At 71.4% G+C, this 22,004-nt stretch carries 25 protein-coding genes; 14 read left to right on the top strand and 11 right to left on the bottom strand.

Features of this window, described 5'->3' with window-relative positions:
• Positions 1–12 precede the first annotated feature (12 nt).
• The 12 genes from OG798_RS43450 (at position 13) to OG798_RS43395 (ending at position 9,794) form a co-directional block, all read left to right on the top strand.
• Positions 13–936 (top strand): ABC transporter ATP-binding protein, encoded by a 924-nt coding sequence (locus OG798_RS43450; RefSeq protein WP_328758821.1) that lies wholly within the window; start codon positions 13–15, stop codon positions 934–936.
• A complete protein-coding gene (locus tag OG798_RS43445) occupies positions 929–1,681 on the top strand; it encodes an ABC transporter permease (protein ID WP_121414295.1) in 753 nt (250 codons plus the stop codon). The genes OG798_RS43450 and OG798_RS43445 overlap by 8 nt, the downstream gene beginning before the upstream one ends.
• Before the next feature lie 116 nt (positions 1,682–1,797).
• Complete coding sequence (locus OG798_RS43440; RefSeq protein ID WP_103079660.1) at positions 1,798–1,926, top strand: aborycin family tricyclic lasso peptide; 129 nt, start codon at positions 1,798–1,800, stop codon at positions 1,924–1,926.
• Between the two features lie 73 nt (positions 1,927–1,999).
• Positions 2,000–3,841: a lasso peptide isopeptide bond-forming cyclase gene (locus tag OG798_RS43435; RefSeq protein ID WP_267063531.1), complete on the top strand. Its 1,842-nt coding sequence runs from the start codon at positions 2,000–2,002 to the stop codon at positions 3,839–3,841.
• Positions 3,838–4,101, top strand: a complete 264-nt coding sequence (locus tag OG798_RS43430) for a lasso peptide biosynthesis PqqD family chaperone (protein WP_267063530.1) — start codon at positions 3,838–3,840, stop codon at positions 4,099–4,101. Before OG798_RS43435 ends, OG798_RS43430 begins: the two co-directional genes overlap by 4 nt.
• Positions 4,098–4,589: a lasso peptide biosynthesis B2 protein gene (locus tag OG798_RS43425; RefSeq protein WP_267063529.1), complete on the top strand. Its 492-nt coding sequence runs from the start codon at positions 4,098–4,100 to the stop codon at positions 4,587–4,589. The genes OG798_RS43430 and OG798_RS43425 overlap by 4 nt, the downstream gene beginning before the upstream one ends.
• Positions 4,586–5,551: an ATP-binding cassette domain-containing protein gene (locus OG798_RS43420; RefSeq protein ID WP_267063528.1), complete on the top strand. Its 966-nt coding sequence runs from the start codon at positions 4,586–4,588 to the stop codon at positions 5,549–5,551. The genes OG798_RS43425 and OG798_RS43420 overlap by 4 nt, the downstream gene beginning before the upstream one ends.
• Entirely contained in the window at positions 5,548–6,417 is an 870-nt protein-coding gene (locus OG798_RS43415) for an ABC transporter permease (protein ID WP_095851496.1), read from the top strand. Before OG798_RS43420 ends, OG798_RS43415 begins: the two co-directional genes overlap by 4 nt.
• A gap of 20 nt (positions 6,418–6,437) precedes the next feature.
• Entirely contained in the window at positions 6,438–6,974 is a 537-nt protein-coding gene (locus OG798_RS43410; protein WP_220788805.1) for a MauE/DoxX family redox-associated membrane protein, read from the top strand.
• Positions 6,975–6,979: 5 nt separating this feature from the next.
• On the top strand, positions 6,980–7,711 hold the full coding sequence (locus OG798_RS43405; RefSeq protein ID WP_121414300.1) for a DsbA family protein: 732 nt from the start codon (positions 6,980–6,982) through the stop codon (positions 7,709–7,711).
• A complete protein-coding gene (gene mslH, locus OG798_RS43400; RefSeq protein ID WP_267063527.1) occupies positions 7,708–9,030 on the top strand; it encodes a lasso peptide C-terminal Trp epimerase in 1,323 nt (440 codons plus the stop codon). The genes OG798_RS43405 and mslH overlap by 4 nt, the downstream gene beginning before the upstream one ends.
• Positions 9,031–9,119: 89 nt before the next feature.
• The gene (locus OG798_RS43395; protein WP_095851500.1) at positions 9,120–9,794 is read left to right on the top strand and encodes a response regulator; all 675 of its coding nucleotides are present in this window, start codon (positions 9,120–9,122) and stop codon (positions 9,792–9,794) included.
• A gap of 221 nt (positions 9,795–10,015) precedes the next feature.
• On the opposite strand, the gene OG798_RS43390 is transcribed toward OG798_RS43395, so the two are convergent.
• Complete coding sequence (locus OG798_RS43390; protein WP_095851501.1) at positions 10,016–10,384, bottom strand: hypothetical protein; 369 nt, start codon at positions 10,382–10,384, stop codon at positions 10,016–10,018.
• Positions 10,385–10,605: 221 nt separating this feature from the next.
• Between OG798_RS43390 and OG798_RS43385 the strand changes: the two genes are divergently transcribed.
• Positions 10,606–11,316 (top strand): alpha/beta fold hydrolase, encoded by a 711-nt coding sequence (locus OG798_RS43385; protein WP_267063526.1) that lies wholly within the window; start codon positions 10,606–10,608, stop codon positions 11,314–11,316.
• 155 nt (positions 11,317–11,471) lie between these two features.
• Here OG798_RS43385 and OG798_RS43380 read toward each other — a convergent pair whose 3' ends face one another.
• A complete protein-coding gene (locus tag OG798_RS43380; protein WP_261686487.1) occupies positions 11,472–11,771 on the bottom strand; it encodes a hypothetical protein in 300 nt (99 codons plus the stop codon).
• A 268-nt stretch (positions 11,772–12,039) separates the two neighbouring features.
• Between OG798_RS43380 and OG798_RS43375 the strand changes: the two genes are divergently transcribed.
• Positions 12,040–12,855, top strand: coding sequence for a DUF899 domain-containing protein (locus tag OG798_RS43375; RefSeq protein WP_328758817.1), 816 nt, complete (start codon positions 12,040–12,042; stop codon positions 12,853–12,855).
• Positions 12,856–12,934: 79 nt separating this feature from the next.
• On the opposite strand, the gene OG798_RS43370 is transcribed toward OG798_RS43375, so the two are convergent.
• From OG798_RS43370 to OG798_RS43330, 9 genes are all read right to left on the bottom strand, one after another.
• A complete protein-coding gene (locus OG798_RS43370; RefSeq protein WP_267063524.1) occupies positions 12,935–14,062 on the bottom strand; it encodes an LLM class flavin-dependent oxidoreductase in 1,128 nt (375 codons plus the stop codon).
• Positions 14,063–14,075: 13 nt separating this feature from the next.
• A complete protein-coding gene (locus OG798_RS43365) occupies positions 14,076–15,194 on the bottom strand; it encodes an LLM class flavin-dependent oxidoreductase (protein WP_267063523.1) in 1,119 nt (372 codons plus the stop codon).
• Complete coding sequence (locus OG798_RS43360) at positions 15,191–16,579, bottom strand: NtaA/DmoA family FMN-dependent monooxygenase (RefSeq protein WP_328758816.1); 1,389 nt, start codon at positions 16,577–16,579, stop codon at positions 15,191–15,193. Before OG798_RS43360 ends, OG798_RS43365 begins: the two co-directional genes overlap by 4 nt.
• A 17-nt stretch (positions 16,580–16,596) precedes the next feature.
• Positions 16,597–17,832: an LLM class flavin-dependent oxidoreductase gene (locus OG798_RS43355; RefSeq protein ID WP_257037107.1), complete on the bottom strand. Its 1,236-nt coding sequence runs from the start codon at positions 17,830–17,832 to the stop codon at positions 16,597–16,599.
• 75 nt (positions 17,833–17,907) lie between these two features.
• Complete coding sequence (locus OG798_RS43350) at positions 17,908–17,997, bottom strand: putative leader peptide (protein ID WP_323138250.1); 90 nt, start codon at positions 17,995–17,997, stop codon at positions 17,908–17,910.
• Positions 17,998–18,103: 106 nt separating this feature from the next.
• Positions 18,104–18,841 (bottom strand): GNAT family N-acetyltransferase, encoded by a 738-nt coding sequence (locus OG798_RS43345; RefSeq protein ID WP_267063521.1) that lies wholly within the window; start codon positions 18,839–18,841, stop codon positions 18,104–18,106.
• Positions 18,842–18,867: 26 nt separating this feature from the next.
• On the bottom strand, positions 18,868–19,896 hold the full coding sequence (locus OG798_RS43340) for an ABC transporter substrate-binding protein (RefSeq protein WP_267063520.1): 1,029 nt from the start codon (positions 19,894–19,896) through the stop codon (positions 18,868–18,870).
• Positions 19,897–19,992: 96 nt separating this feature from the next.
• Entirely contained in the window at positions 19,993–20,778 is a 786-nt protein-coding gene (locus tag OG798_RS43335) for an amino acid ABC transporter ATP-binding protein (RefSeq protein ID WP_121414309.1), read from the bottom strand.
• On the bottom strand, positions 20,775–21,740 hold the full coding sequence (locus OG798_RS43330; RefSeq protein ID WP_328758815.1) for an amino acid ABC transporter permease: 966 nt from the start codon (positions 21,738–21,740) through the stop codon (positions 20,775–20,777). Before OG798_RS43330 ends, OG798_RS43335 begins: the two co-directional genes overlap by 4 nt.
• Positions 21,741–22,004: the final 264 nt, after the last annotated feature.

Raw genomic sequence — 22,004 nt, 5'->3', positions numbered from 1 at the left:
CAGACTCGTCGCGTGATTGACGTCCAGAACCTGACCAAGCGGTACGGGCCGGCCACCGTAGTGGACGGCCTGACCTTCACGGTGCGGCCCGGAGCCGTCACCGGCTTCCTCGGCCCCAACGGCGCCGGGAAGTCGACCACCCTACGGATGATGCTGGGCCTGACCCGCCCCGACGCCGGAACCGCGCGGATCGACGGGCACGCCTACGGCGACCTGGCCTACCCCCTCCGCCACATCGGCGCCCTGCTGGAGACCTCGGCCCCGCACCGCGGCCTGACCGCGCGCGACCATCTGCGCTGGCTCGCCCAGAGCAACCGGATCGCCCGCGGCCGGGTCGCCGAGGTCCTGGAGGCGGTCGGGCTCACGGACGCGGCCCGGCGCCGGACCGGCACCTTCTCCCTCGGCATGGGCCAGCGGCTGGGCCTGGCCGCCGCGCTCCTCGGCGACCCGCCCGTGCTGGTGCTCGACGAACCGGTCAACGGCCTGGACACCGAGGGCATCCGCTGGCTGCGCGACCTGCTGCGCTCGATGGCCGCCGAGGGCCGTACCGTCCTCATCTCCAGCCATGTGATGAGCGAGATGGCCCTGGTCGCCGATCACCTGGTCGTCATCAGCGGGGGCCAGCTCCTCGCTGACACGGGGATGTCGGACTTCATCGAGCGCCACGGACGGTCGTACGTCCGGGTCCGCACCGCCGAACCCGACCGGCTCGGCAGGGAGTTGGAAGGTCGCGGCGCCACTGTGAGCCGCGTCCCCGGCGGCGGCCTGGACGTCGTGGGCATGGCGGCCGTGGACGTCAGCCGGATCGCCGCGGCGGGCGGCTTCCCGCTCGACGAACTCGCCACCCACGCAGGGTCGTTGGAGGAGACCTTCCTCGACGTCATCGGAGAAGGCCACCACGCCCTGGGTGAGGAAGGCAGGAACACCCATGTCTGAGACCCTCGCGGCCGTCCGCGCCGAGACCACCAAGCTGCGCGGCCTGCGCGGCACCCAGATCTCGCTGCTGCTGTTCGCCGCGGTCAGCGTCCTCATCGCCGCCCTCGACGGCTGGTCCGCGAAGAAGGCGCTGGAGTCCGACAACCCGAGCCTTCGTTCCGACTTCACCCCGGAGCAGGCCGGTCTCGACGGCATCCTCTACGGCCAGTTGGCGCTGATCGTGTTCGGCGTGCTCGTCGTCACCAGCGAGTACACGTCCGGCATGATCCGTGTCTCGCTGCTCGCCGTACCCCGGCGCGGGCGGCTCTACGCGGCGAAGATGGGAGTCACCGCCCTGGCGGCGATCGCCGTGTCCGTCCCCGTCACCGTCCTCGGCTATCTGGCCACGCAGGCGGCCCTCGGGTCCCACGGTTCCTCGCTCGGTGCGAGCGGAGTCCCGCGCGCCCTGGCCGGGGCGGTCGTCTATCTGACCCTGATGTGCCTGTTCGCGGCCGGTATCGCGGCGATCGCCCGCAACGCCGTCGTACCCCTGGCCGTGCTGCTGCCTATGGTGCTCGCCGGGACACACATCCTGTCCCTCATCGGGGCGACCAAGGAGATGGCCCGGTACTTCCCCGACCAGGCGGGAAACGAACTGCTCACCGTCCGTTCCCCACACACGGCCTTCGGCTTCACGGTGCTGCTCGCCTGGACCGTCGCCGCCCTCGCATGGGGCTGGGTGCGCCAGCGCCGTTGGGACAGCTGACAGGACGGGCGTGGGACAACTGCCCCATGCCGGTGGGACATTCAGCCCCGTAACTTCCGTGGCAGATCACAGGCCGAACAAGGTCGGCCTGACCGATCCGATACGGGAGGACCCCCATGTCCGCGATCTACGAACCCCCCATGCTCCAGGAAGTCGGCGACTTCGAGGAGCTCACGAAGTGCCTCGGCGTCGGAAGCTGCAACGACTTCGCCGGCTGCGGCTACGCGATCGTCTGCTTCTGGTGATCACGTCCGGTGCCGGTGCGTTCACACGCACCGGCACCACCCGGGGCAACGAGGAGTGGGGGAACGAGGCGACATGGAATTCGTGGTTCTTCCGGACTGCCCGGCCGGTGCCGCGGCGGCCGGCCGGCTGCGGGCGACGCGGCGCGTCGACCACGCGTCGGGGCGGCCCTGGATCGTCGGCGACTGGCCCGAGGCCGAGGCCGTCGTCGTCGAAGCGGGCCCACGGCGGATGGTCGTACTGGGCCGCACCCGGCTCCACGAGACCGCCGCGACGGCCGCACTCGGCCGACTGCGCTCGCTGCACGACGTGGACGCGATCGCGTCCCGGCTGCCCGGCGCCGTCCACCTGGCGGTGTCACTGGACGGCAGGACCAGGGTGCAGGGTTCGGTCGTCGGCGTACGACAGATCTTCACGGCCGTCGTCGACGGGGTGACCGTCGCCGCGAGCGGGGTGGAACCCCTGCTGCGGCTGACCGGCGCCGGCCTCGACGAGACCGCGCTCGCCGCCCGCCTGCTGGCGCCGGGCGGACCACCCTGGCCTCTCGCCCAACGCCCCGTCCGCCGGGGCGTCGAGGCGCTCACCACCGGCCACTGGCTGGAACTGGACCCGGACGGCCGGGCCCGGCAGATCCGCTGGTGGGAACTCCCGGAGCCGGCGCTCACGCTCTCGGAGGGAGCGGCCGCCGTCCGTGCGGCGCTGGACGACGCGATCACGACCCGGGTCGCCGCGGGCGGCACCCTCAGCGCCGACCTGTCCGGCGGCCTGGACTCCACCTCACTGTGCTTCCTCGCCCACGCGGCCGGGGCCGACCTGGTCACGTACCACGTGATGCCGATCGACAGCGCCAACGCGGACACGATGTGGGCCCACCGGGCCGCGGAGTGCCTGCCGGCGGCCCGGCACCACACGCTGTCCGCCGACCGCGCCGAGAACCTGTTCGACATCGGCTACACCGCCGACCTCGTGGGCGCCGCCCCGGAAGGTCCCTCGACCTGGGCCTCCGGACTGGCCCACATCCAGGACCTGGCCAAGCGGGCCACGGCGGAGGGCGCCACACTGCACCTGACCGGCTTCGGCGGTGACGAGTTGTTCGGCCGGATGCCCGCCTGCGCCTGGTCCCTGGCCCGGGCCACACCGGTCGGCGGCCTGCGGCTGGTCAACCGCTACCGGCTGGCCAATCGCTGGCCGTGGCGGGCGACCGTACGCTCGCTGCTCGACCGGTCGACGTTCGCGCGGAACCTCGGCCGGGTCGCCGCCCGCATCGACGCCCCGCCCCCGCCCGTCGACGAACCCGACTTCGGCTGGGTGTTCGCGCCCCGCATGCCGGCCTGGGCGACCCCCGACGCCGTGGCCGCGGTCCGTGCCCTGCTCACCGACGCCGCCACCGAGGGGCCCGGACCCCTGGACACCGACCGGGCCCGGCACCAGGCGCTCGCCTCACTCGTCTTCGAGGGAACCACCGTCCGCCAGGTCAACACCGCCCTCGGGGACACCGGCATCACCTGGGACGCGCCCTTCCTCGACGACCGGGTGGTGGAGGCGGCCCTGGCCACCCGGATCGACGAGCGCCTGCTCGGCGGGCGGTTCAAGCCGCTGCTCACCTCGGCCGCACAGGGTCTCGTCCCCGCGGACATCCTGGGCCGCCGCGACAAGGGCGAGTTCAGCGCGGAGGCGTTCCGGGGCCTGGCCCGCAACCGGGCCCGGATCCTGGAGCTGTGCGAGGACTCCCAGCTCGCCCGGCTCGGCCTCATCGACCCGGCGGCCTTCCGGTCCGCGGTGCTGAACCCGGGGCCGATGTCCCATCACCTTCAGCCGATCGACACCACCGTGGCCTGCGAAAGCTGGCTGCGGACACACCCGGAGACACACCCCCTGCCACCCGCCCGGAACACGCCTACGGGAGAACTCCGATGAAGCTGACCCTCGCCCGCGACGTCACCCTCACCGTCGTCGACACCGGGGCCGTCCTGCTCGACGGGCGCCGCGGCCGCTACTGGCAGCTGAACCACTCCGGCGCGGGCGTCCTACGTCAACTCCTCGACGGAGAGGCGCCCGACGCGGCCGCCGCCGGCCTGTGCGCCGCGGCCCCGGTCAGCGACGACCAGGCGCGGCAGGACGTCCAGGCCCTCATCGACGCGCTCAGCGCGGCCAAGCTCGTGGAGGTGGCCTCGTGACCACCCCCGCCGTGGCCGAACAGGCCCCGCGGCTGCCCTGGTACCGGCAGCTCGCCCCCCGGTGCGCCGCGGGGGCGGCCCGTCTGCTGGTCCGGTTGCCGCCGGCCCGACTGCACCGCGTGCTGGGCGTGGTCAGCAAGGGGTCCCACCCCGCCGGATACGCCGAGGTGGCGCGGGCCCGCCGCTCCGTCGTCTCGGTCAGTACCCGCTGCGCGGGCCTCGGTTGCCTCCAGCGTTCCGTGGCCACCGTCCTGCTGTGCCGGGCACGCGGCAGGTGGGCCGACTGGTGCACGGGATTCAGAACCGAACCGTTCGGCGCGCACGCCTGGGTGGAGGCCGAAGGGCGGCCGGTGGACGAGCCCGGCGAACTCAGCGTGTTCCGCACGGTCCTGGCGGTCCGTCGCCCGGACGGGCGCACGCGCCCTTTCGACAGGGACCCGCACCCCACCGACAGCAGCCCCCGCTCCTCCGAAGGGAGCCGCTCATGACGGCGATACGGGCCGAGGGCCTCTACGCGTACTACGGCACCACACCGGCCGTGAACGGGCTCGACCTGACCGTGCCCACGGGCAGCATGTACGGCTTTCTCGGGCCGAACGGCGCGGGCAAGACCACCACCATCAACATGCTGACCACCCTGCTGCGGCCCACCGCGGGCCGTGCGGAGGTGGCCGGATTCGACGTCGCCGCGCGGCCCGCCGAGGTCCGCCGCCGTATCGGCATCGTGTTCCAGGAGTCGACCCTCGACCTGGACCTCACCGCCGCCGAGAACCTCCGCTTCCAGGCCGACCTGTGCGGCCTGTCCCGCCGCGCGTCCCGCGACGCGATCGCCTCGATGCTCGACCTGATGGACCTTTCCGAGCGCCGCAGGGTGCCGGTACGGCAGTTCTCCACCGGACTGCGCCGCCGCCTGGAGATCGCCCGCGGCCTGCTCGCCGAGCCCAGCGTGCTGTTCCTCGACGAGCCGACGACCGGGCTGGACGCCCAGACCCGCGCCGCCGTCTGGGACCACCTGGGGCGGCTGCGGCGGGAGCGGGGCATCACGGTCTTCGTCACCACCCACCAGCTGGACGAGGCCGAGCACTGCGACCGGATCGCGATCATCGACCGGGGCAAGGTCGTCACCGAGGGCACACCCGCGGACCTCAAGTCCGTCATCGGGGCCGACCTCGTCGTCCTGCGCACCGAGGACGACCAGCGCGCCGCCCACGCCCTCAGCGACCGATTCGGCCTCTCGGCGGAGCCCACTCCGGACGGTCTGCTGCTCCGGGTGGAGCACGCGGCGGCCCTGGTGCCGCGTCTGTGCACCGAACTCGGCGTGACCGTACGCGAGGTCGCCATCGCCCCGCCGACGCTCGACGACGTCTTCCTGCACCACACCGGTCTCGCCATCCGGGAGAGCCCGACCGGCCCGCGCACGCTCGGCAACCTCGGGGAAGGACTGCGATGAGCCGGACCGACACCGCACCCGCCGCACTCGGCGACATCACCGCCGCCGCGCCACCGACCGACCGGTCCCGCAACCCGGCACGCCCCGTCCTGCTGCTCTGGCGGCGGGAGATGACCCGGCTGCGGCACAACCCCGTGCGCCTGGCCATGGGACTCGTGACACCCCTGCTGTTCCTCGTCGTCCTCGGCACCGGCCTCGACGCGGCGTCGTCCAGCCTCGGCAAGGCCCAGCTGAACGACTACCGGGCCTACTTGTTCCCCGGCACGCTCGTCATGTCCGTGCAGGCACCGGCGATCGCGGTGGGCATCTCGCTGGTGTGGGACCGCAGGCTGGGGGTGCTGCGTCAGATGCTCGTGGCGCCGTTCCCGCGCGCGTCCATCGTGTTCGGACTGGCCCTCGGCGGCGCCACCACGGGCGCGGTCTACGGCCTCATGGTGCTGTCCGTCGGCGGGATCGCGAGCATCCGCTACACGCCGATGCTGCTGGTCGTCCTGCTCGAACTCCTGCTGGTCTCCCTCATGTTCACCTCGCTCGGGCTGCTCGCAGCCGTCACCATCCGGCAGGTCGACACCTTCCAGGTCGTGGTGAACCTGAGCCTGATGCCGCTGATGTTCTTCTCCGGTGCGATGTTCCCGCCGAACGGCCTGCCCGGCTGGCTCGACACCGTCGTCAAGCTCAACCCGCTGACGTACGGCGTCGACGCGGTCCGCCGGACCCTGCCAGGACCGAGCGTGCTCACCTCGGAACAGACCCGGCTGATGCTCGGCGACTGGCATCCACCCGTGGCCGCCGAACTCGGTTTCCTGGCCGCCCTCACCGCGGTCGCGCTGGGCCTCGCGGGCTACCGGTTCTCCCGTACGTCATGAGCCGGGGAGGACAGAGCACGGTGGATGCGAGCGCGACGGACGCGGGCGCGGCGGATGTCACGAGGAGGGTGAACACCCGGGCCACGACCGGGTATTGGGCGGGCGCGGCACGGCTCGCGGCCCGGCTGCTCCTGGCGGCGGTCCTGGCCTACGCCGGTCTGGTGAAGATGGGGGACCTCACGGAGGCCGGTCGGACGGTCGCGCTCTACCGCATCGTGCCCGACGACTCCGCGCAACTCGTGGGTGGCGTCCTCCCGTTCGTCGAGGTGGCGCTCGCGCTGCTGCTCGTGGCCGGGCTGGCCACCAGGGCGGCAGCGGCGGGCGCGGCCGTACTGCTGGTCGCGTATGTGGCGGCCATCGCCTCGGTATGGGCACGGGGCATGTCCATCGACTGCGGCTGTTTCGGCGGTGGAGGCACGCTCAGCGGTGGCGCCGCACGCGGCTACGCGCTCGACATCGCGCGCGACCTGCCGCTGCTCGGCGCGGCCGCCCTCCTGATCCGGAATCCGCGCACCCGATACGCGCTGGACGGCTGGGTCCTGAACCCGAAGGAGTGAGGGGCATGACGAGCACACGGACAACGGACGCCACGGTGCGGGAGATGGTGCACCGACGGCATCGGCGACGGCGCACAGTGGTGGTGTCTCTGGTGGCCGCCCTGGTGGTGGTCGCCGCCGCGCTGGTCGGCGCGGGCCTGGTCCGGGCGAACAACACGGCCCCCGGCAAGGCACCGAACCGCGTACCGGCCGGGATCGCCGCCGACAAGTCGGGCGTGGCTGCCTCCACCGGCGCCGTACGCGTCGACGTGTACCTCGACTACCTCTGCCCCGAATGCCGTCGTACCGAACGGGCTCTGACCGCCGCCCTGGACGATCTGAGGTCGCACGGTGGGGTGAGCGTCGTCTACCACCCGGTCGCCTTCCTCGACGGCCGCAGCGAACCCGCGGGCTACTCGACACAGGCGGCCTCCGCGGCGGCCTGCGCGGCGGACGCGGGGAGGTTCGAGCAGTACTCCACGGTCCTGTTCGCGAAGCAGCCCGCCGAACAGGGCCCCGGGCTCAGCGAAGCCCAGCTGATCGCGGCGGGCCGGGACGCCGGCATCACCGCGGCGTCGTTCGCCCGCTGCGTCGAGGACGCCCCGTACCTGCCCTGGGTACGGTACGTCTCCGATATCGCCGCCTCCCGCAAGGTGGCGCTGACGCCGACCGTGATGGTGGCGGGCCGCCGCGTCGACGTCACCGGCTCCGATCCGGGCGCTGCGCTGACCCGCGCGGTCACGGAGGCCCGGCGGTGACCCGGCTGACCGTGGCCCTCTCCGGCGACTGCATGGCGACCCGGGGAGCGGTGATCACCTCCGACCCGGCCGCCGGACGGCTCCAGGAACTCCTCCACGGCGCCGACTTCGCCGTCACCAACCTGGAGGTGGTCCCCTACGACGGACGCGGGCACCCGGTGCACAACGCGGCCGGCGGCGGCTGCCTGATCGCGGACTCCGGCGTACTGGACGAGATCACGGCGGCCGGGTTCACCGTGCTGGGCTGCGCCAACAACCACGCGATGGACCTGGGCACGGAGGGCGTGCTCGGCACCGTGGACCTACTGCGGTCGAAGCGGATCCCCTTCGCCGGGATCGGCGCCGACCTCACCACGGCGCGTCGACCCGTCTACGTCGACCGGCCGGCCGGCAGCCTGGCGCTGCTCGCCTGCACCACGACGTTCCTGCCCGGCCAGGAAGCGGCCGATCCGTCGCCGGAACTGCCCGGACGACCGGGCCTCAACCCGCTGCGCCACTCGGCGACCCTGCGGGTGACGGCCCCTCAGATGGACGTGCTGCGGACGATCGACGCCGAGACGGGCCTGCGCGCCCGCCGGGCCGAGGCCCGCACCCTGCTCGGGGTCGACCCCGCCATCCTCGCTCCCGACCGGCTCACCCTCTTCGGCACCCGCTTCCTGACGGCGGACGAACCGGGCTTCACGACCGAGTGCGATCCGCGCGACCTCGACGAGATCTCCCGCTGGGTCGGTGAGGCCCGCCTCCGCGCGGACCTCGTCGTGGTGAGCGTGCACTCCCACGAGCCGGGCCCGACGCCCGAGACACCGGGCGAGTTCCTGCGTGCCTTCGCCCACCAGATGATCGACGAGGGCGCGGACGTCGTGGTCGGGCACGGCCCGCATTTCCTGCGCGGCATCGAGCTGTACCGGAACAGGCCGATCTTCTACAGCCTCGGCAACATCGTCAGCCAGATCGAACTCACCGACCGCGTCTCCGCCGAGGACTACGCCAAGGTCACCACCGACCGGCCGCCCACCCCAGGCCGCTACTACGACCGGCTGAGCGGCCACGGCACCCGGTTGTTCGCCCCGCACCGCCGCTACTGGCAGTCACTCGTGCCCATCCTCACCTTCGACGACGGCACCCTCGTGACGGCCCGCCTCCACCCGGTCGACCTCGGCTTCGCCCTGCCGGTGCACCACAGGGGCCGCCCCCGTCTGGCCGACCAGCCCGAGGCCAAAGAGATCCTCACTGATGTCACCCGGCTGTCGGAGTCGTACGGTACGACGGTCGGGGCGGGGATCGACGGCACAGCGGAGCTGCTTCTGGACGTGGCGTGAAGGGCCCTACGTGTCGGGCGAGTTGACGATAGAGCCTTGCTAAAATGTCATATGTCACCTGCGAGCGGACGAGGAACCGGGGAACACGCATGGCCGAGTCGGTCCGGGTACTGATCGCGGACGACCAGGCACTGCTGCGCGGGAGCTTCCGGGTCCTCGTCGACTCCACACCCGGCATGGAGGTCGTCGGCGAGGCGGGCGACGGCGCCACGGCGGTCCGGCTCGCCCGGGAACTCGCCCCGGACGTCGTCCTGATGGACCTCCGGATGCCGGTTCTCGACGGCATCGCGGCCACCCGGGAGATCTGCTCCGACGAGACGCTGACCGGTGTCCGGGTGCTGGCCCTGACCATGTTCGACATGGACGAGTACGTCTACCCGGCCCTCCAGGCGGGCGCCAGCGGCTTCATGTTGAAAGACGCCTCGCCGTCCGACCTGGTCGACGGCATCCGGGTCATCGCCACGGGCGAGGGCGTACTGGCCCCGACGGTCACCCGGCGCGTCATCGCCAACTTCTCCCGGCGCGGCGAGACGCCCCGCCCCGCTCCACGACTCGTCGGTCTCACCAAGCGGGAGCACGAAGTCCTCGTCCAGATCGCCAACGGCCTGTCCAACGCGGAGATCTCCGAACGTCTGGTCATCAGCATGCCGACCGTGAAGACCCACGTCGGCAGCCTCCTGGCCAAGCTGCACGCCCGGGACCGCGCACAGCTGGTCATCATCGCGTACGAGAGCGGCCTGGCCGAGCGGGGAATGCCGACGTGACCGCGGCGACCGGGACTCACGGCGCGTCGCCCCGCTGGGCGGCTGCGCAGGAGTGGCCGTCGTCGCCGACGGCGGTGACGATCAGTTAGTCGCCGTGGAAGCGGGACCGGACCACGTAACGGAGCCGAACCGTCCGCCGAAGGCTTTGTTGAGCGGATTCATGGGGGAAACGGCCGGCTCGGGAGGGGCTTCCCTCCCAGGCCAGCCCTTCGGTGGGTGTGTCAGGAGGGCGGGCATCCGAACCAGTTCACCTTGCCGTCGCCGGAGGTGTAGCCCATGCAGCTGATGGTTCTGTTGTGCAGGGTCTCGGTCCGGTCGACCCCTCCGTCCAGAGTGTCCCTCTTGTAGTGGGTCCGTACGAGGGTGTCGATCTCGATGGTGTACCAGCGCCTCTTGTTGTTCGGGATGCTGCAGTGGTGGCCGGTCAGGTTGCGGCTGGGCCCGCCACTGCTCCACATGTCCTGTTCGGCGCGGTCACAGTGCGCGCGACCGTAGGCGTCAGCGGTGCCGGCGCCGGTGCCGACCAGCGCCGACGCGCCCGTGACCACCGCCGCGGTGACGCCGAGCAGGCGCTTCAGAGTGAGGTTCATCGATTGGTCCTCCTGCCAGATGTGGTGACGGCTCGGAGTCGCCATGTCACCCCGGTGTGATGATTGCATTTATCCGGCATGTCCGGCCTGCCGGCGGAAGACGCAATCCCTCGACCCGGTGACGTCGGTGACGCCAATGCAGCAGGCCGCGGCCACACCCCAGGACCCGCCCCGGGAGCTCCTCCATGGATAGCCGAGTCTCGTCATGAGAGTTGACTTGCATGAAGAGAGCGAAGCCTCTAACTTCCGGAATCTCGTCCGCACTGTCCGAGCACGTGTACGTCGTCACGCCGACCCACCCCGGCTTCGACGGCACTCCCCGCCCGGAGCGTTTCGACACCGTCGCCGACCTGGCCGTCGCGTACCTGGATCTGCTCGACACCCTGGACCTGAAGGGCGTCATGGTGGTCGGCAACTCCATCGGCGGCTGGATCGCCGCGGAGATGGCCCTGCGCGACAACCACGGCCGGATCGGCGCGCTGACCCTGCTGAACGCGGTGGGCATCCACGCCCACGTGAAGGAGAACCGGGTCGTCGACCCGCGCACCCTGGCCCCGGCCGAGGTGAGCCAGCTGTCCTTCGCCAACGCGCAGTTCCGCCCCGACTTCGCCTCGTTCAGCGATGCGCAGCGGGCCGCGGCGGTCGCCAACCAGAAAACCCTCGCCGTGTACGGGGGCGAGGGGTTCACGTACGACCCGAAGCTGCGCGGCCGACTGCACCGGGTGACCGTGCCGGTGCTGGTCGTCTGGGGCGAGGAGGACGGCATAGCGCCCCTGAAGTACGGGCGCGGCTACGCCGACTCGTTCCCCGACGGGCACTTCGCCCCGATCCCCGACGCCGGGCACTTCCCGCAGATCGAGCAGATGGGCCGCACCCTCGGAGCCATCGCCGACTTCGTCAGCGCGATCGTCAAGCCCGACGCTTCGGCGTGACCGTCTCGTACTCCCGGCCCGGCCCGCCCCGACCCATCCCGTCCAACCGCTCTGCCTGCCGCACGCCGGAGCCCCAGGTCCGGCGCGCGGCAGGCACGGCTTCGCAGCGGTCGCTCAGCAGTCTTCAACAGGGTCGGGCGGCGTTTGTCCTGTCCCTATGCCGCACCGCTGATGTCGGCGGCGATGAAACGCCGGTGGAGCGGACTGAAACCTGTCTCGGGTGTACCGGTGATGCCGGCCTTCTGGATCGCGGGTGCGAGCCGTTCGGCGAAGAAGGTCTCGAATGCCTGCTGGGATTCCCACACATCGGTCACGTGGAACCCCTGGGCATCGAACCAGGCCACGTGCACCTGGCCACCAGCCGCCGGGATCTCCTCCCAACCGACCACATCCCGCACCATGTCGTACTGCTCCGGCGTGACCCCTGCCCAATGCATCGACAACACCACAGCCATGCCCAGCCCCCTTGCTGCTCGTAGTGCCAAACGCGGGTACCAGCACCGAAATCGTTCCACCCCACGGGCCTTGCCGGACAGAGCGCGTGGAGGCGTACCGGCGCCCGCGGAAAGCCTCGTACGCTCGCCGAGCAGTCCCCCAGGCGAGTGTTCACGGCCGAGGGCGCCCGCTGCCGCGATGAGTTCTGGTCGGCACGGGAGTCTGTTCTGGTGAGCGTCGTGGGACGTCCTGCGACGCTGCCCGGCACGAGACACCACGGAGGACACCATGTCGACCACGCCGAGTGACCCGACCGCCGCGCTGCCCGGCCGCCCGCCCGTCGTCGACCTGGCCACCTGGCAGGCCGCCCGTGACGAGCTCCTGGTCCGCGAGAAGGCCCACACCCGCGAGGGCGACGCCCTCGCCGCGGCCCGACGCCGGCTGCCGATGGTGGAGCTCGACGGGACGGTCGAGGTCGTCGGACCCGACGGCCCGGTCCCGTTCCTGGACCTGTTCCAGGGCCGCGACGAGCTCGTGGTCTACCAGCACATGTGGCACGACGGCGCGCCGCACCAGGGGCAGTGCGAGGGCTGCACCACCACGGCCTGGCACCTGAAGGACGCCGTCTACCTCAACGCCCGCGGCGTCTCGTTCGCCATCCTGACCTCGGGCCCGTGGGACGAGGTAGCCCCCTACGTCGAGTTCATGGGCTACACCCAGCCCTGGTACTCGGTGCGCGGTGTGGACGCGCCGATCGGCGGAGGAATGGGGCACATCGTCTGTTTCCTGCGCGTCGGCGACCGCGTGTTCCTCACCTACTCCACGACGGGCCGTGGCAACGAGCCGGTCAACGGGTCCCTCGCCCTGCTCGACATGACGCCCTACGGCCGCGGCGAGGCGTGGGAGGACAATCCCGAGGGCCGGCCCGTGATCGGCGATGTCCGCGAGGGGCACCCGTCCGTGGGCCGCCAGGCCTGCTGGTACTGGCGCTCGGACGCGGACGGGCACGCCACCTGGGGCCCGACCAGCCGGCCCGTACCGCAGTGGACCCGCCCCGGCGCGACCGCCGTGGAGACCCTCGGCCGGCACGGCCACCACCACTGACGCGCCCTCGTCGACGGCATCGGCATCGGCATCGGCGTCCGCGTCGGCAACGGGAGTCCGGGTCCGTGTGCCCGTACCGCTATCTGCGTCGCCACTCCTCGGCCAGCAGTTCGTACGAGCGCACCCGGTCCGCATGGCCGTGGGTGATGGTCGTGATCAGCAACTCGTCGGCCCCGGTGGCCTCCTGGAGCTGTTCCAGCTGGTCGGCGACGTGTCCCGGGGAGCCCACGAACTGGGTCTCGACGCGATCCGCGACCAGCGCACGGTCCGTGTCGCTCCACACGTGGGCGCGGGCCTCCTTCGGCGTCGGGAACTCGATCGCGCCCTCGGCGGTACGGATGCTGCGGACCCAGAGGCCGTATCCGGTGGCGAGTTCGCGCGCGGTCCCGTCGTCCTCGGCGACGACCACGTCCGCGGACACGCTGACGTACGGCTTGTCGAGGACGTCGGACGGCTGGAAGGCGGCGCGGTAGCCCTCCGCCGCCTCCAGCACCGTGGCCGGACTGACGTGGTAGTTCGCCGCGAACCGCAGCCCGTTGCGGCCGGCGACCGTGGCGCTCTCCCCGCCGCTGCTGCCCAGGATCCACACCTGCACGTCCGCGCCCTCGCCCGGGACGACATGCGCCTCGACGCCGTCCGCCGACCGGTACGTCCCCGCGAGCAGGGCGAGGATGTCGTCGATCTGCTCGCCGTAGTCCTGCGACCGGGCGTGCGGCTGCTGGAGCAGCGTGCGCTGGAGGGCGACGCGGGGTGAGCCGAGCAGGTACTCGAAGGAGAACCGGGGCGGGATGCGCAGACCGTTCGGGGCGCGGCCGTCGACCACGGGGGTCGCGGTCGGCAGCGGGGTGGTGGGCCCTCCCGGCGGGCGCCCGCCGGAGCGGCCGAGGCCCAGGTCGAGACGGCCGGGGTGCAGAGCATCGATCAGACCGAACTCCTCGACCGTGGAGAGCGCGGTGCGGTGCCCGAGCTGTACGGCGCCCGAGCCGAGCCGGATCGTGGAGGTGGCGGAGGCGGTCAGGGCGAGGACCACCGCGGGCGAGGTGCCGGCGACTCCCGGGTTGAGGTGGTGTTCGGCGAACCAGTAGCGGGCGTACCCGAACCGCTCCGCCTGCCGGGCCAGGTCGATGGAGTTGCGCAGGGCCTCGGTCGCGGTGGAGCCGGAGGAGATCGGGACGAGGTCGAGAACGCCGAGGGGGATGTCGGACATGGGGCGGGGCTCCTCAGCGGTCGGCGGGGACGGACGCGGGGGCGGGGGCGGACACCGGCTTAGCCTCCTCGGGCGTCGCGAGCACCGGCCCCCACGCGAACGGCGGGTCGGGGATCTCCCGGCGCAGTACCGGAGCGACCTCCGACTGGAAGCGCTCGAGGGAGTCGCGGTGCTGGGCGTCGCCGAGACCGCTCGCGTCCGCGTGCAGATGCACCACCGTGTGTCCGAACCGCTCGTGGTAGCGGTGCACCTTGTCGATGATCTGCTGAGGGCTGCCGATCAGGGCCGAGCTGCGCTCGACGAAGTCCTCCAGCGTCGGGAAGACCGGCTCCAGGCCCAGGCTCTTCTGGAAGGCCAGGTTCCCCTCGAACACCGGGCGGTACGCGGCCAGCGCGTCCTGGGACGTACGGGCCGCGTAGAGGCCCGCCGTGCCCGCGCCCACCGCGATGTCGGCCGGGTCGTGGCCGTAGTGCTCCCAGCGCTCGCGGTAGTAGCGGATCAACTCGGCGTAGGGCTCTATGGGGTTGGTGACGTTGGCGGAGAAGAGCGGGTCGCCGTAGCGGGCGGCCAGGTCGACCGACTCCTTGCTGGTCGCGCTGCCGTGCCAGACCCGGATCGGCTGCTGGTACGGCCGGGGCCACACCTCCGCGTCCTTGAGTTCCGGGCGGAAGCGGGTCTCGGCGGTCACCTTGTCCTGGCGCCAGATCTTGCGGAACACCTCGTAGCTCTCGGCGTTGCGGTCCCACTGGTCCTCGGGGGTGACCTGGAACAGGTCCCGCTGGGCGGCTCCGTTGCCCTTGCCGATGATCAGGTCCAGGCGACCGTCGGAGAGGTGGTCGAGGGTCGCGTAGTCCTCGTACGCGCGTACCGGGTCGAGCAGGCTGAGCGTCGTCACGGCCGTGAACAGGCGGATGCGCTTGGTGAGCGCGGCGACGTGGCTGAGCACGACGGGCGGCGAGGACGAGATGAACGGCCGCTCGTGCCGCTCCCCCACGCCGAAGCCGTCGAAGCCCAACTCCTCGGCGAGCAGGGCGTTGTCGAGGACCTCGCGGAACCGGTCGTGGGTGGGCTTCTGCACGCCGGTGATCGGGTCCGGCCGGTGCACGATCAGGGTGATGGCGAGGAATTTCATGACGCCGCACGCTCGTCGCGTACGTCGTCCGGGTGGGCGAGGCCGAGGTGGTCGCGCAGGGTCGTGCCCTCGTACTCGGTGCGGTACACGCCGCGCTCCTGGAGCAGCGGGACCACGGTGTCGGCGAAGGTGTCGAGGCCGCCGGGGGTGATGTGCGGGACGAGGATGAAGCCGTCACTGGCGTCGGCCTGCACGAAGGAGTCGATGGTCTCGGCGACGGTGGCCGGGGAGCCGACGAAGGCCTGCCGGTTGCCGGTCTCGATGACCAGATCGCGGATGGACCACTTGTTGGCGGCCGCGAGTTCCCGCCATTCGCGGGCGGTGGCGAGGGGGTCGCGGTACATCCGGACCTGGGCGCGGCCCCGGGCGATGGTGTGTTCGCCGAGGTCCGGGTCGATGTCGGGCAGGGGTCCTTCCGGGTCGTACGCGGACAGGTCGCGGTTCCAGACGAACTCCAGGTGCTTGATCGCGGTGGCGCCACTGACCTGCTGGCGGCGTACCTCGCGGGAGAGCTCCTCCGCCTCGGCGTCGGTGTCGCCGAGGACGAAGGTCGCGGCGGGCAGGATCAGCAGCTGGTCGCGCTGACGGCCGTAGCGGGCGAGGCGTCCCTTGACGTCCGTGTAGAACGCCTGGCCCTCCTTGAGGGTGGCGTACCGGCTGAAGATCGCGTCCGCGCTGGAGGCGGCGAACTCGCGCCCTTCGTCGGAGTCTCCCGCCTGGAAGATCACCGGGCGTCCCTGCGGGCTGCGCGGGACGTTGAACTGCCCCTGGATGTCGAAGTGTTGACCCTCGTACACAAAGGCTCCGGCCTTCGCGTCGCGCAGGAAGGTGCCGGTCTGCTGGTCGGCGACGATCTCGTCCCCGTGCCAGGAGTCGAAGAGTTCGTTCGCCGTGGTCAGGAACTCCTTGGCCCGGGAGTAGCGCTCCTCCTGCGGGAGGAAGCCGCCGCGGCGGAAGTTCTCGCCGGTGAAGGCGTCCCAGGAGGTGACCACGTTCCAGGCGGCGCGGCCGTCGGAGAGGTGGTCGAGGCTGGCGAACTGGCGGGCCACCTCGTAGGGCTCGTTGAAGGTGGAGTTGATGGTGCCGGTCAGACCGAGGTGTTCGGTGACGGCGGCGAGCGCGGTGAGGATGGTGAAGGTGTCGGGGCGGCCGACGACGTCCAGGTCGTAGACCTTGCCGCCCTGTTCGCGCAGTCGCAGTCCTTCGGCGAGGAACAGGAAGTCGAACTTGGCACGCTCGGCGGTGCGCGCGAAGTGGGCGAAGGAGCTGAACTCGATGTGGCTGCCGGCCTCGGGGTCGCTCCACACGGTGGTGTTGTTGACGCCGGGGAAGTGCGCCGCGAGGTGGACCTGCTTGCGGGGCTTGTCCTGTGACGTGCTGCTCATGAGTGGGTCCCTCCGGCTCAGGCGGTGGCGGCGTAGCGGTTGGCGGGGCGGGAGAGGCCGAGCAGCCCGCGCAGGGTGTCGGACTCGTACGACTGCCGGAAGACGCCCCGGCGCTGGAGTTCGGGCACGAGGCCCCGGGTGACGGCGGGCAGGTCGTGGCCGAGGACGGCGGGACGCAGTCGGAAGCCGGACAGCCCTGCCTCCGCCAACTCCTGGAGCAGATCGGCCAGTTGGACGGGCGAGCCGGTGAAGATCCGGGCATCGCCGGTGTACGGGTATCCGGCCAGGGCGTCGAGACGCTCGCGGCGGGCCGCTGCGGCGGCCGGGTCGTCGTCCAGGAACACCACGAGGTCGCCGAAGACATGCAGGGGTTCGTCGGCGCGGCCGGCCGCCCTCTGCTCGGCGCGGATCTCCTCGACGATGGCACGGGCCTGGCCGGCGTCGTGCGGGGTGACGTAACCGATGTCGGTGGCCCGGGCCACCAGCCGGTAGGGGACGGTCGCGTGGGCGAGGGCGCTGACGATCGGCTGGCCCTGCGGCGGGCGGGGGGTGATCGAGGGGCCCTTGACGCTGAAGTGCTTGCCCTCGAAGTCGATGTAGTGCAGTTTGTCGCGGTCGACGAAGCGTCCGGTGGCGACGTCCCGGATCTCCGCGCCGTCCTCCCAGCTGTCCCAGAGCCGGCGCACCGCCTCCACGTAGTCCGCGGCCTCGTCGAAGAGGTCGGTCGTCAGCTCCCGCACGGCCGGGCTGTCGAGGTCCTCGATGCGCAGCGGCGGCACCGTACGGCGGCCGAAGTGCGCGGCCTCGTAGGCGCGGGCCGACACCTGCACCCGTACGCCCGCACGGCCCGTGCTGACGTAGTCGAGGGTGGCGATCGCCTTGGAGAGGTGGAAGGGCTCGGTGTGGGTGACGACGGCGGTCGGGACCAGTCCTATGTGGCTGGTCAGGGGGGCGACGCGGGCGGCGATCAGGACGGCGTCCAGGCGCCCGCGGACCTGGTCGGTGCGGCTGTCGGGCTCGGTGAGGTGCGAGGACTGGAGTCCGAGGGCGTCCTCGATGGTGACGAAGTCGAGGAGACCGCGCTCGGCCTCGGTGACCAGGTCCGTCCAGTACCCGGCGGTGAGCAGGTCACGGGGGCGGGCCACCGGCTCGCGCCAGGCGGCCGGGTGCCAGCCGGCGCCGTCGAGTGCGACGGCGAGGTGCAGATGGGGGGACGAGGGGGAGGAAACGGGCAGCGAAGATGATGCGGACACGGAGGGGGTGCCTTCCTGGTCGACCGTACGAGAGCGCGGCCCTCTACGCGGAGGGCGTGGCGGCGGGGTGACAGGTCAGGGACGACAGAGCGCGCCGGCCACGCGCTGCAGATCGATGTGCGGCCGGGAGTAGAGACGTACACGGCGGCGCGGGGTGAGCACCATGACGCGGAGATCGGACCCGACTCGCACGTCCCTCACCTCCGCCCTTGCGTCCCGGCGGGCCTGTGGCCGCGCCGACATCGTGAACCTCTTCAACACAACGGCCCGCCTACGCCGTCTGTTCCTGCTCGGCGCCCGGAGTTCGGACGAGGAGGAAGTCCGAGCGGCGGCGCAGGGTGAAACCGATCGACTCGTAGAGCCGGATCGCGCCGGTGTTGGTCGCGGAGGCATGCAGGAAGGGGGTGTCTCCGCGCTCCCTGATGCCGGCCGCGATCGCGCGGACCAGTCGTGTGGCCAGGCCCTTGCCGCGGTGGTCCGGGGCGGTGCAGACCGCGCTGATCTCCGTCCAGCCGGGCGGTCGCAACCGTTCGCCGGCCAGCGCGATCAGTCGGCCGCGGTGCCGGATGCCGAGGTAGGTGCCGAGTTCGACCGTGCGGGGCAGGAAGGGCCCCGGCTCGGTCAGGGCGATCAGGTCCAGGATGTCGGGGACGTCGTCGGGCCCGAGCCGCACCGCTTCGGGGGCGGGCTCGGCGCGCAGCGCGGTGTCGACCAGTTGTACGCCCTGGCCGTGCTGGACCGTTTCCCAGCCCTGGGGCGCCGACTTCGCCCCGGTCACGGGGGTCACGGTGCCGGGGCCGACGAGCGCGGCGAGGTCGTCCCAGGCGCGCGGGTCGGCCGGGTCGGCGAGGGCGGTGAACGGGGAGACGTCCAGGGGGTAGCGGGCGGCGCTGCCGACGCGCTCGGCGAGGTGGGCGTGCGGGCCGGTCAGCGCGGCCCAGGCGGCGTTGTCCAGGATGTGGGGTGTCGCCGTGCTCTGCGGCGGGGTCGGTCGGGCAACGGTGGACATGGTGGTGTCGGACCTCCGGGAAGCGGTCAGGAGTTGTCGAGCGGGAGGCCGGGCGGGTTGATCTGCGAGGTGCTGACGGCCTCGTTGGAGAGGTTCCAGGCGGCGAGCCACTTGGCGTACTGACCGTCCTTGATGAGGTGGTTGATCGCGTCGGCGACCGGCTTGGCCAGCCCGCTGTCCTTCTTCGCGGTGGCCGCGATCAGGCCCTGGAGGGTCGCGCCCGCGCCGGAGAACTTGCCCGCGTTACGGGTCGGGTTGGGCGTCTTCGCCGTCTGGGTGATGTGGTACGAGATACCGGGGTTGGGTCCGAAGTAGGCGTCGATCTTCCCGCTGGACAGCGCCAGATAGACGCTGTTGTTGTCCTGGAAGTATTTGACGTTGAGCTTCTTGCCCTCCTTCGCGAGCTTTGCCTTCCACTCGAGCAGGATCTTCTCCTGGTTGGTTCCGGCGCCCACGGCGACGGTCTTGCCGGCGAGGTTCTCGTAGTCGCCGGCGAAGTTCCAGGTGCTCTTCTTCCGCACCTCGAAGGCGAGGTTGTCCTGCCGGTAGGAGGCGAACTCGTACTTCTTCTTGCGTTCCTCGGTGTCGGTGACGTTCGTGAAGGCGACGTCGACCTTGCCGCTGTCGATGCCGACGAACAGGTTCTCCCAGGTCGAGTTCTTCACCTCCGGCTTCAGTCCGAGGACGGCCGCGACCAGTCGGCCGAGGTCGGGTTCGGCACCGGTGAGGGTCTTCTGGTCCTGGCCGACGTACGCCAGCGGCGGGAACCCGGCGGGCAGCGCGCCGACGCCGATGACCAGCTTGCCGCTCTTGGCGACGGACTTGGGCAGTTCGGCGCTGATGGACTTGACCTCGGACACCTTGAGGTCGGTCTGCCGTGCGGCGCCGTTGGAGAGCGCGCCCACGGTGACGGTGCCGGCGGCCGCGCTGTCGGAGGTGGTGGCGGCGGCGTCGCTCTCGCCCCCGCAGGCGGCGAGTCCGGCGGCGAGAGCGGCGACGGCGGTGGAGGCGGTGAGGCCACGGAGGAGTCTGCTGCGGAGGGTGAGGGTGCGCATGGCTGTCCTTGTCCGATGCTCGTGAGTGAACCGTGTGGTGGGGAAGGCGTGATGGGTGAAAGCGCGGTGGGGGAAGGTGCGGTGGGGGCGGGAGGTTCAGAGGACCTTGCTCAGGAAGTCCCTGGTCCGTTCGTGCGTCGGGTGGTCCAACACCTCGGTGGGCGAGCCCTGTTCGACGACGCGGCCTTCGTCGAGGAAGACGATCCGGTCGGCCACCTCGCGGGCGAAGCCGATCTCGTGGGTCACGATGACGAGCGTGGTGCCGCTGGTGGCCAGGTCCTTGATGACGGCGAGAACCTCGCCGACCAGCTCGGGGTCGAGGGCGGAGGTCGGCTCGTCGAAGAGGATGACTCCGGGCCGCAGCGCGAGGGCGCGGGCGATGGCGACCCGCTGCTGCTGGCCGCCCGACAACTGGCGTGGATAGGCGCCGGCCTTGTCGGCCAGACCCACGCGGTCGAGGAGGGTGCGCGCGAGCTCCCTGGCCTCGGGCCGCTTCAGCCGTCGGGTCGCCACCGGCGCGGCCGCCACGTTGTCCAGCACCGTCAGATGCGGGAACAGGTTGAAGTTCTGGAAGACGAACCCGATCCGGCCGCGCTGGGCCAGGATCGCCCGCTCGGTCAGCTCCTTGAGCCTCTCGCCCTGTCGGCGTACGCCGATGAGCTCGCCGTTCAGGCTGACATGGCCGATCTCGGGCTTCTCCAGGTGGTTGATCACCCTGAGGAGGGTGGACTTGCCGGAGCCGGACGGGCCGAGGATCACGGTGACCTCTCCGGGCCGCACCGTCAACTCCACTCCGTTCAGCACGCGTTGGGCGCCGTACCACTTGTGCACATCGCGCACCTCGACGGCGGCCGGTCGGATCTCGAGCGTCTCGCCGGTCATATCGCCGCCTCCTTGCGGACCCGGGCCCGCAGGTCACGCAGACCGGTGCGGACCTTCTGCAACGGGGTCGGCGGGAGGGAGCGCAGCGCGCCCCGCGAGAAGTACCGCTCGACGTAGAACTGGATGACGGACACGACGCTCGTGAGGATCAGGTACCAGGCGGTGGCGACCAGCAGGAGCGGCACGATGTCGCCGGGGTAGGTGGAGCCCATGCTCTGCACCGAGCCGAAGAGGTCGAGCAGCGAGACGTAGAAGACCAGCGAGGTGCCCTTGATCAGGCCGATCAGCTGGTTGACGTAGTTCGGGGTGATGGAGCGCAGCGCCTGCGGGAACACGATCCTCGTGAACTGGTAGCTCTTGGGCAGACCGAGTGCGGAGGCCGCCTCGTGCTGGCCCTGGTCGACGGAGAGGATGCCGCCGCGGACCACTTCCGCCGCGTACGCCGCCTCGTTGAGGCTCAGTCCGACGACCGCGACGACCATGTCCGTGGCGAGCCGGGACTCGTCGAAGGTGAAGAAGGCGGGGCCGAAGGGGACGCCGAGGCTCAGCGTCTTGTAGAGCGCGCTGAAGTTGTAGAGGAACAGCAGGACGACGATGAGCGGCACCGAGCGGAACAGCCAGATGTAGACCCAGCTCACCGCGCGCAGCACGGGGCTCTCGGAGAGTCGGGCCAGGGCGAGCAGGATGCCGCCGAGCAGGCCCAACACGGCGCTGTAGAGCGTCACTTCGAGGGTGATGAGCAGGCCGTCGAGGATCGTGGGACGCAGGAACCAGTACTGGAACCGGTCCCACTGGAAGAAGGGGTTGGTCGCCAGCCCGTGGACGATCTGGGCGACCACGACGAGCACGATCGCCGAGGCGATCCAGCGGCCGGGGTGGCGCAGGGGCAGCACGCGCTGTGCCGCGGCCGGGCGGGGCTCCGTCGTGCTCAACGGCACGGCGGAGCCCAGGGATTCACTCATGGAGGGCTCCAACGAATGCGGACACACCGCCGCCGGCCCGTACGACGGCGGTGCGCGCGGGGACAGACGGATGTCAGGGGGTACGGAGGGAGGAGAGGCTCACCGACGGCACGCCGACAGGGCGGCGGGCGAAAGGGGTCGAGCCGTGCGGACGTTCAACGCCGCGGAAGGCGTAAGCGGTCAGCCCTGACAGAGACAGCGGGCGCCGCGGGAGCTACAACACAGTGCGGCGGCGGGGCAGCCGTGGCGCCGCGAAGCGGTCGT

It is taken from the genome of Streptomyces sp. NBC_00271 (genome assembly GCF_036178845.1).
Classification (GTDB): Bacteria; Actinomycetota; Actinomycetes; order Streptomycetales; family Streptomycetaceae; genus Streptomyces.
Note: the sequence above shows the minus strand (reverse complement) of the source record. Positions and strands in the feature narration are given on the sequence as shown.

Coding starts and splice junctions, on each gene's coding strand:
- OG798_RS43445 (WP_121414295.1), top strand. CDS start 929: ATGTCTGAGACCCTCGCGGCCGTCCGCGCCGAGACCACCAAGCTGCGC.
- OG798_RS43440 (WP_103079660.1), top strand. CDS start 1,798: ATGTCCGCGATCTACGAACCCCCCATGCTCCAGGAAGTCGGCGACTTC.
- OG798_RS43435 (WP_267063531.1), top strand. CDS start 2,000: ATGGAATTCGTGGTTCTTCCGGACTGCCCGGCCGGTGCCGCGGCGGCC.
- OG798_RS43430 (WP_267063530.1), top strand. CDS start 3,838: ATGAAGCTGACCCTCGCCCGCGACGTCACCCTCACCGTCGTCGACACC.
- OG798_RS43420 (WP_267063528.1), top strand. CDS start 4,586: ATGACGGCGATACGGGCCGAGGGCCTCTACGCGTACTACGGCACCACA.
- OG798_RS43415 (WP_095851496.1), top strand. CDS start 5,548: ATGAGCCGGACCGACACCGCACCCGCCGCACTCGGCGACATCACCGCC.
- OG798_RS43405 (WP_121414300.1), top strand. CDS start 6,980: ATGACGAGCACACGGACAACGGACGCCACGGTGCGGGAGATGGTGCAC.
- OG798_RS43395 (WP_095851500.1), top strand. CDS start 9,120: ATGGCCGAGTCGGTCCGGGTACTGATCGCGGACGACCAGGCACTGCTG.
- OG798_RS43390 (WP_095851501.1), bottom strand. CDS start 10,384: ATGAACCTCACTCTGAAGCGCCTGCTCGGCGTCACCGCGGCGGTGGTC.
- OG798_RS43385 (WP_267063526.1), top strand. CDS start 10,606: ATGAAGAGAGCGAAGCCTCTAACTTCCGGAATCTCGTCCGCACTGTCC.
- OG798_RS43380 (WP_261686487.1), bottom strand. CDS start 11,771: ATGGCTGTGGTGTTGTCGATGCATTGGGCAGGGGTCACGCCGGAGCAG.
- OG798_RS43375 (WP_328758817.1), top strand. CDS start 12,040: ATGTCGACCACGCCGAGTGACCCGACCGCCGCGCTGCCCGGCCGCCCG.
- OG798_RS43370 (WP_267063524.1), bottom strand. CDS start 14,062: ATGTCCGACATCCCCCTCGGCGTTCTCGACCTCGTCCCGATCTCCTCC.
- OG798_RS43365 (WP_267063523.1), bottom strand. CDS start 15,194: ATGAAATTCCTCGCCATCACCCTGATCGTGCACCGGCCGGACCCGATC.
- OG798_RS43360 (WP_328758816.1), bottom strand. CDS start 16,579: ATGAGCAGCACGTCACAGGACAAGCCCCGCAAGCAGGTCCACCTCGCG.
- OG798_RS43350 (WP_323138250.1), bottom strand. CDS start 17,997: ATGGTGCTCACCCCGCGCCGCCGTGTACGTCTCTACTCCCGGCCGCAC.
- OG798_RS43345 (WP_267063521.1), bottom strand. CDS start 18,841: ATGTCCACCGTTGCCCGACCGACCCCGCCGCAGAGCACGGCGACACCC.
- OG798_RS43340 (WP_267063520.1), bottom strand. CDS start 19,896: ATGCGCACCCTCACCCTCCGCAGCAGACTCCTCCGTGGCCTCACCGCC.
- OG798_RS43335 (WP_121414309.1), bottom strand. CDS start 20,778: ATGACCGGCGAGACGCTCGAGATCCGACCGGCCGCCGTCGAGGTGCGC.
- OG798_RS43330 (WP_328758815.1), bottom strand. CDS start 21,740: ATGAGTGAATCCCTGGGCTCCGCCGTGCCGTTGAGCACGACGGAGCCC.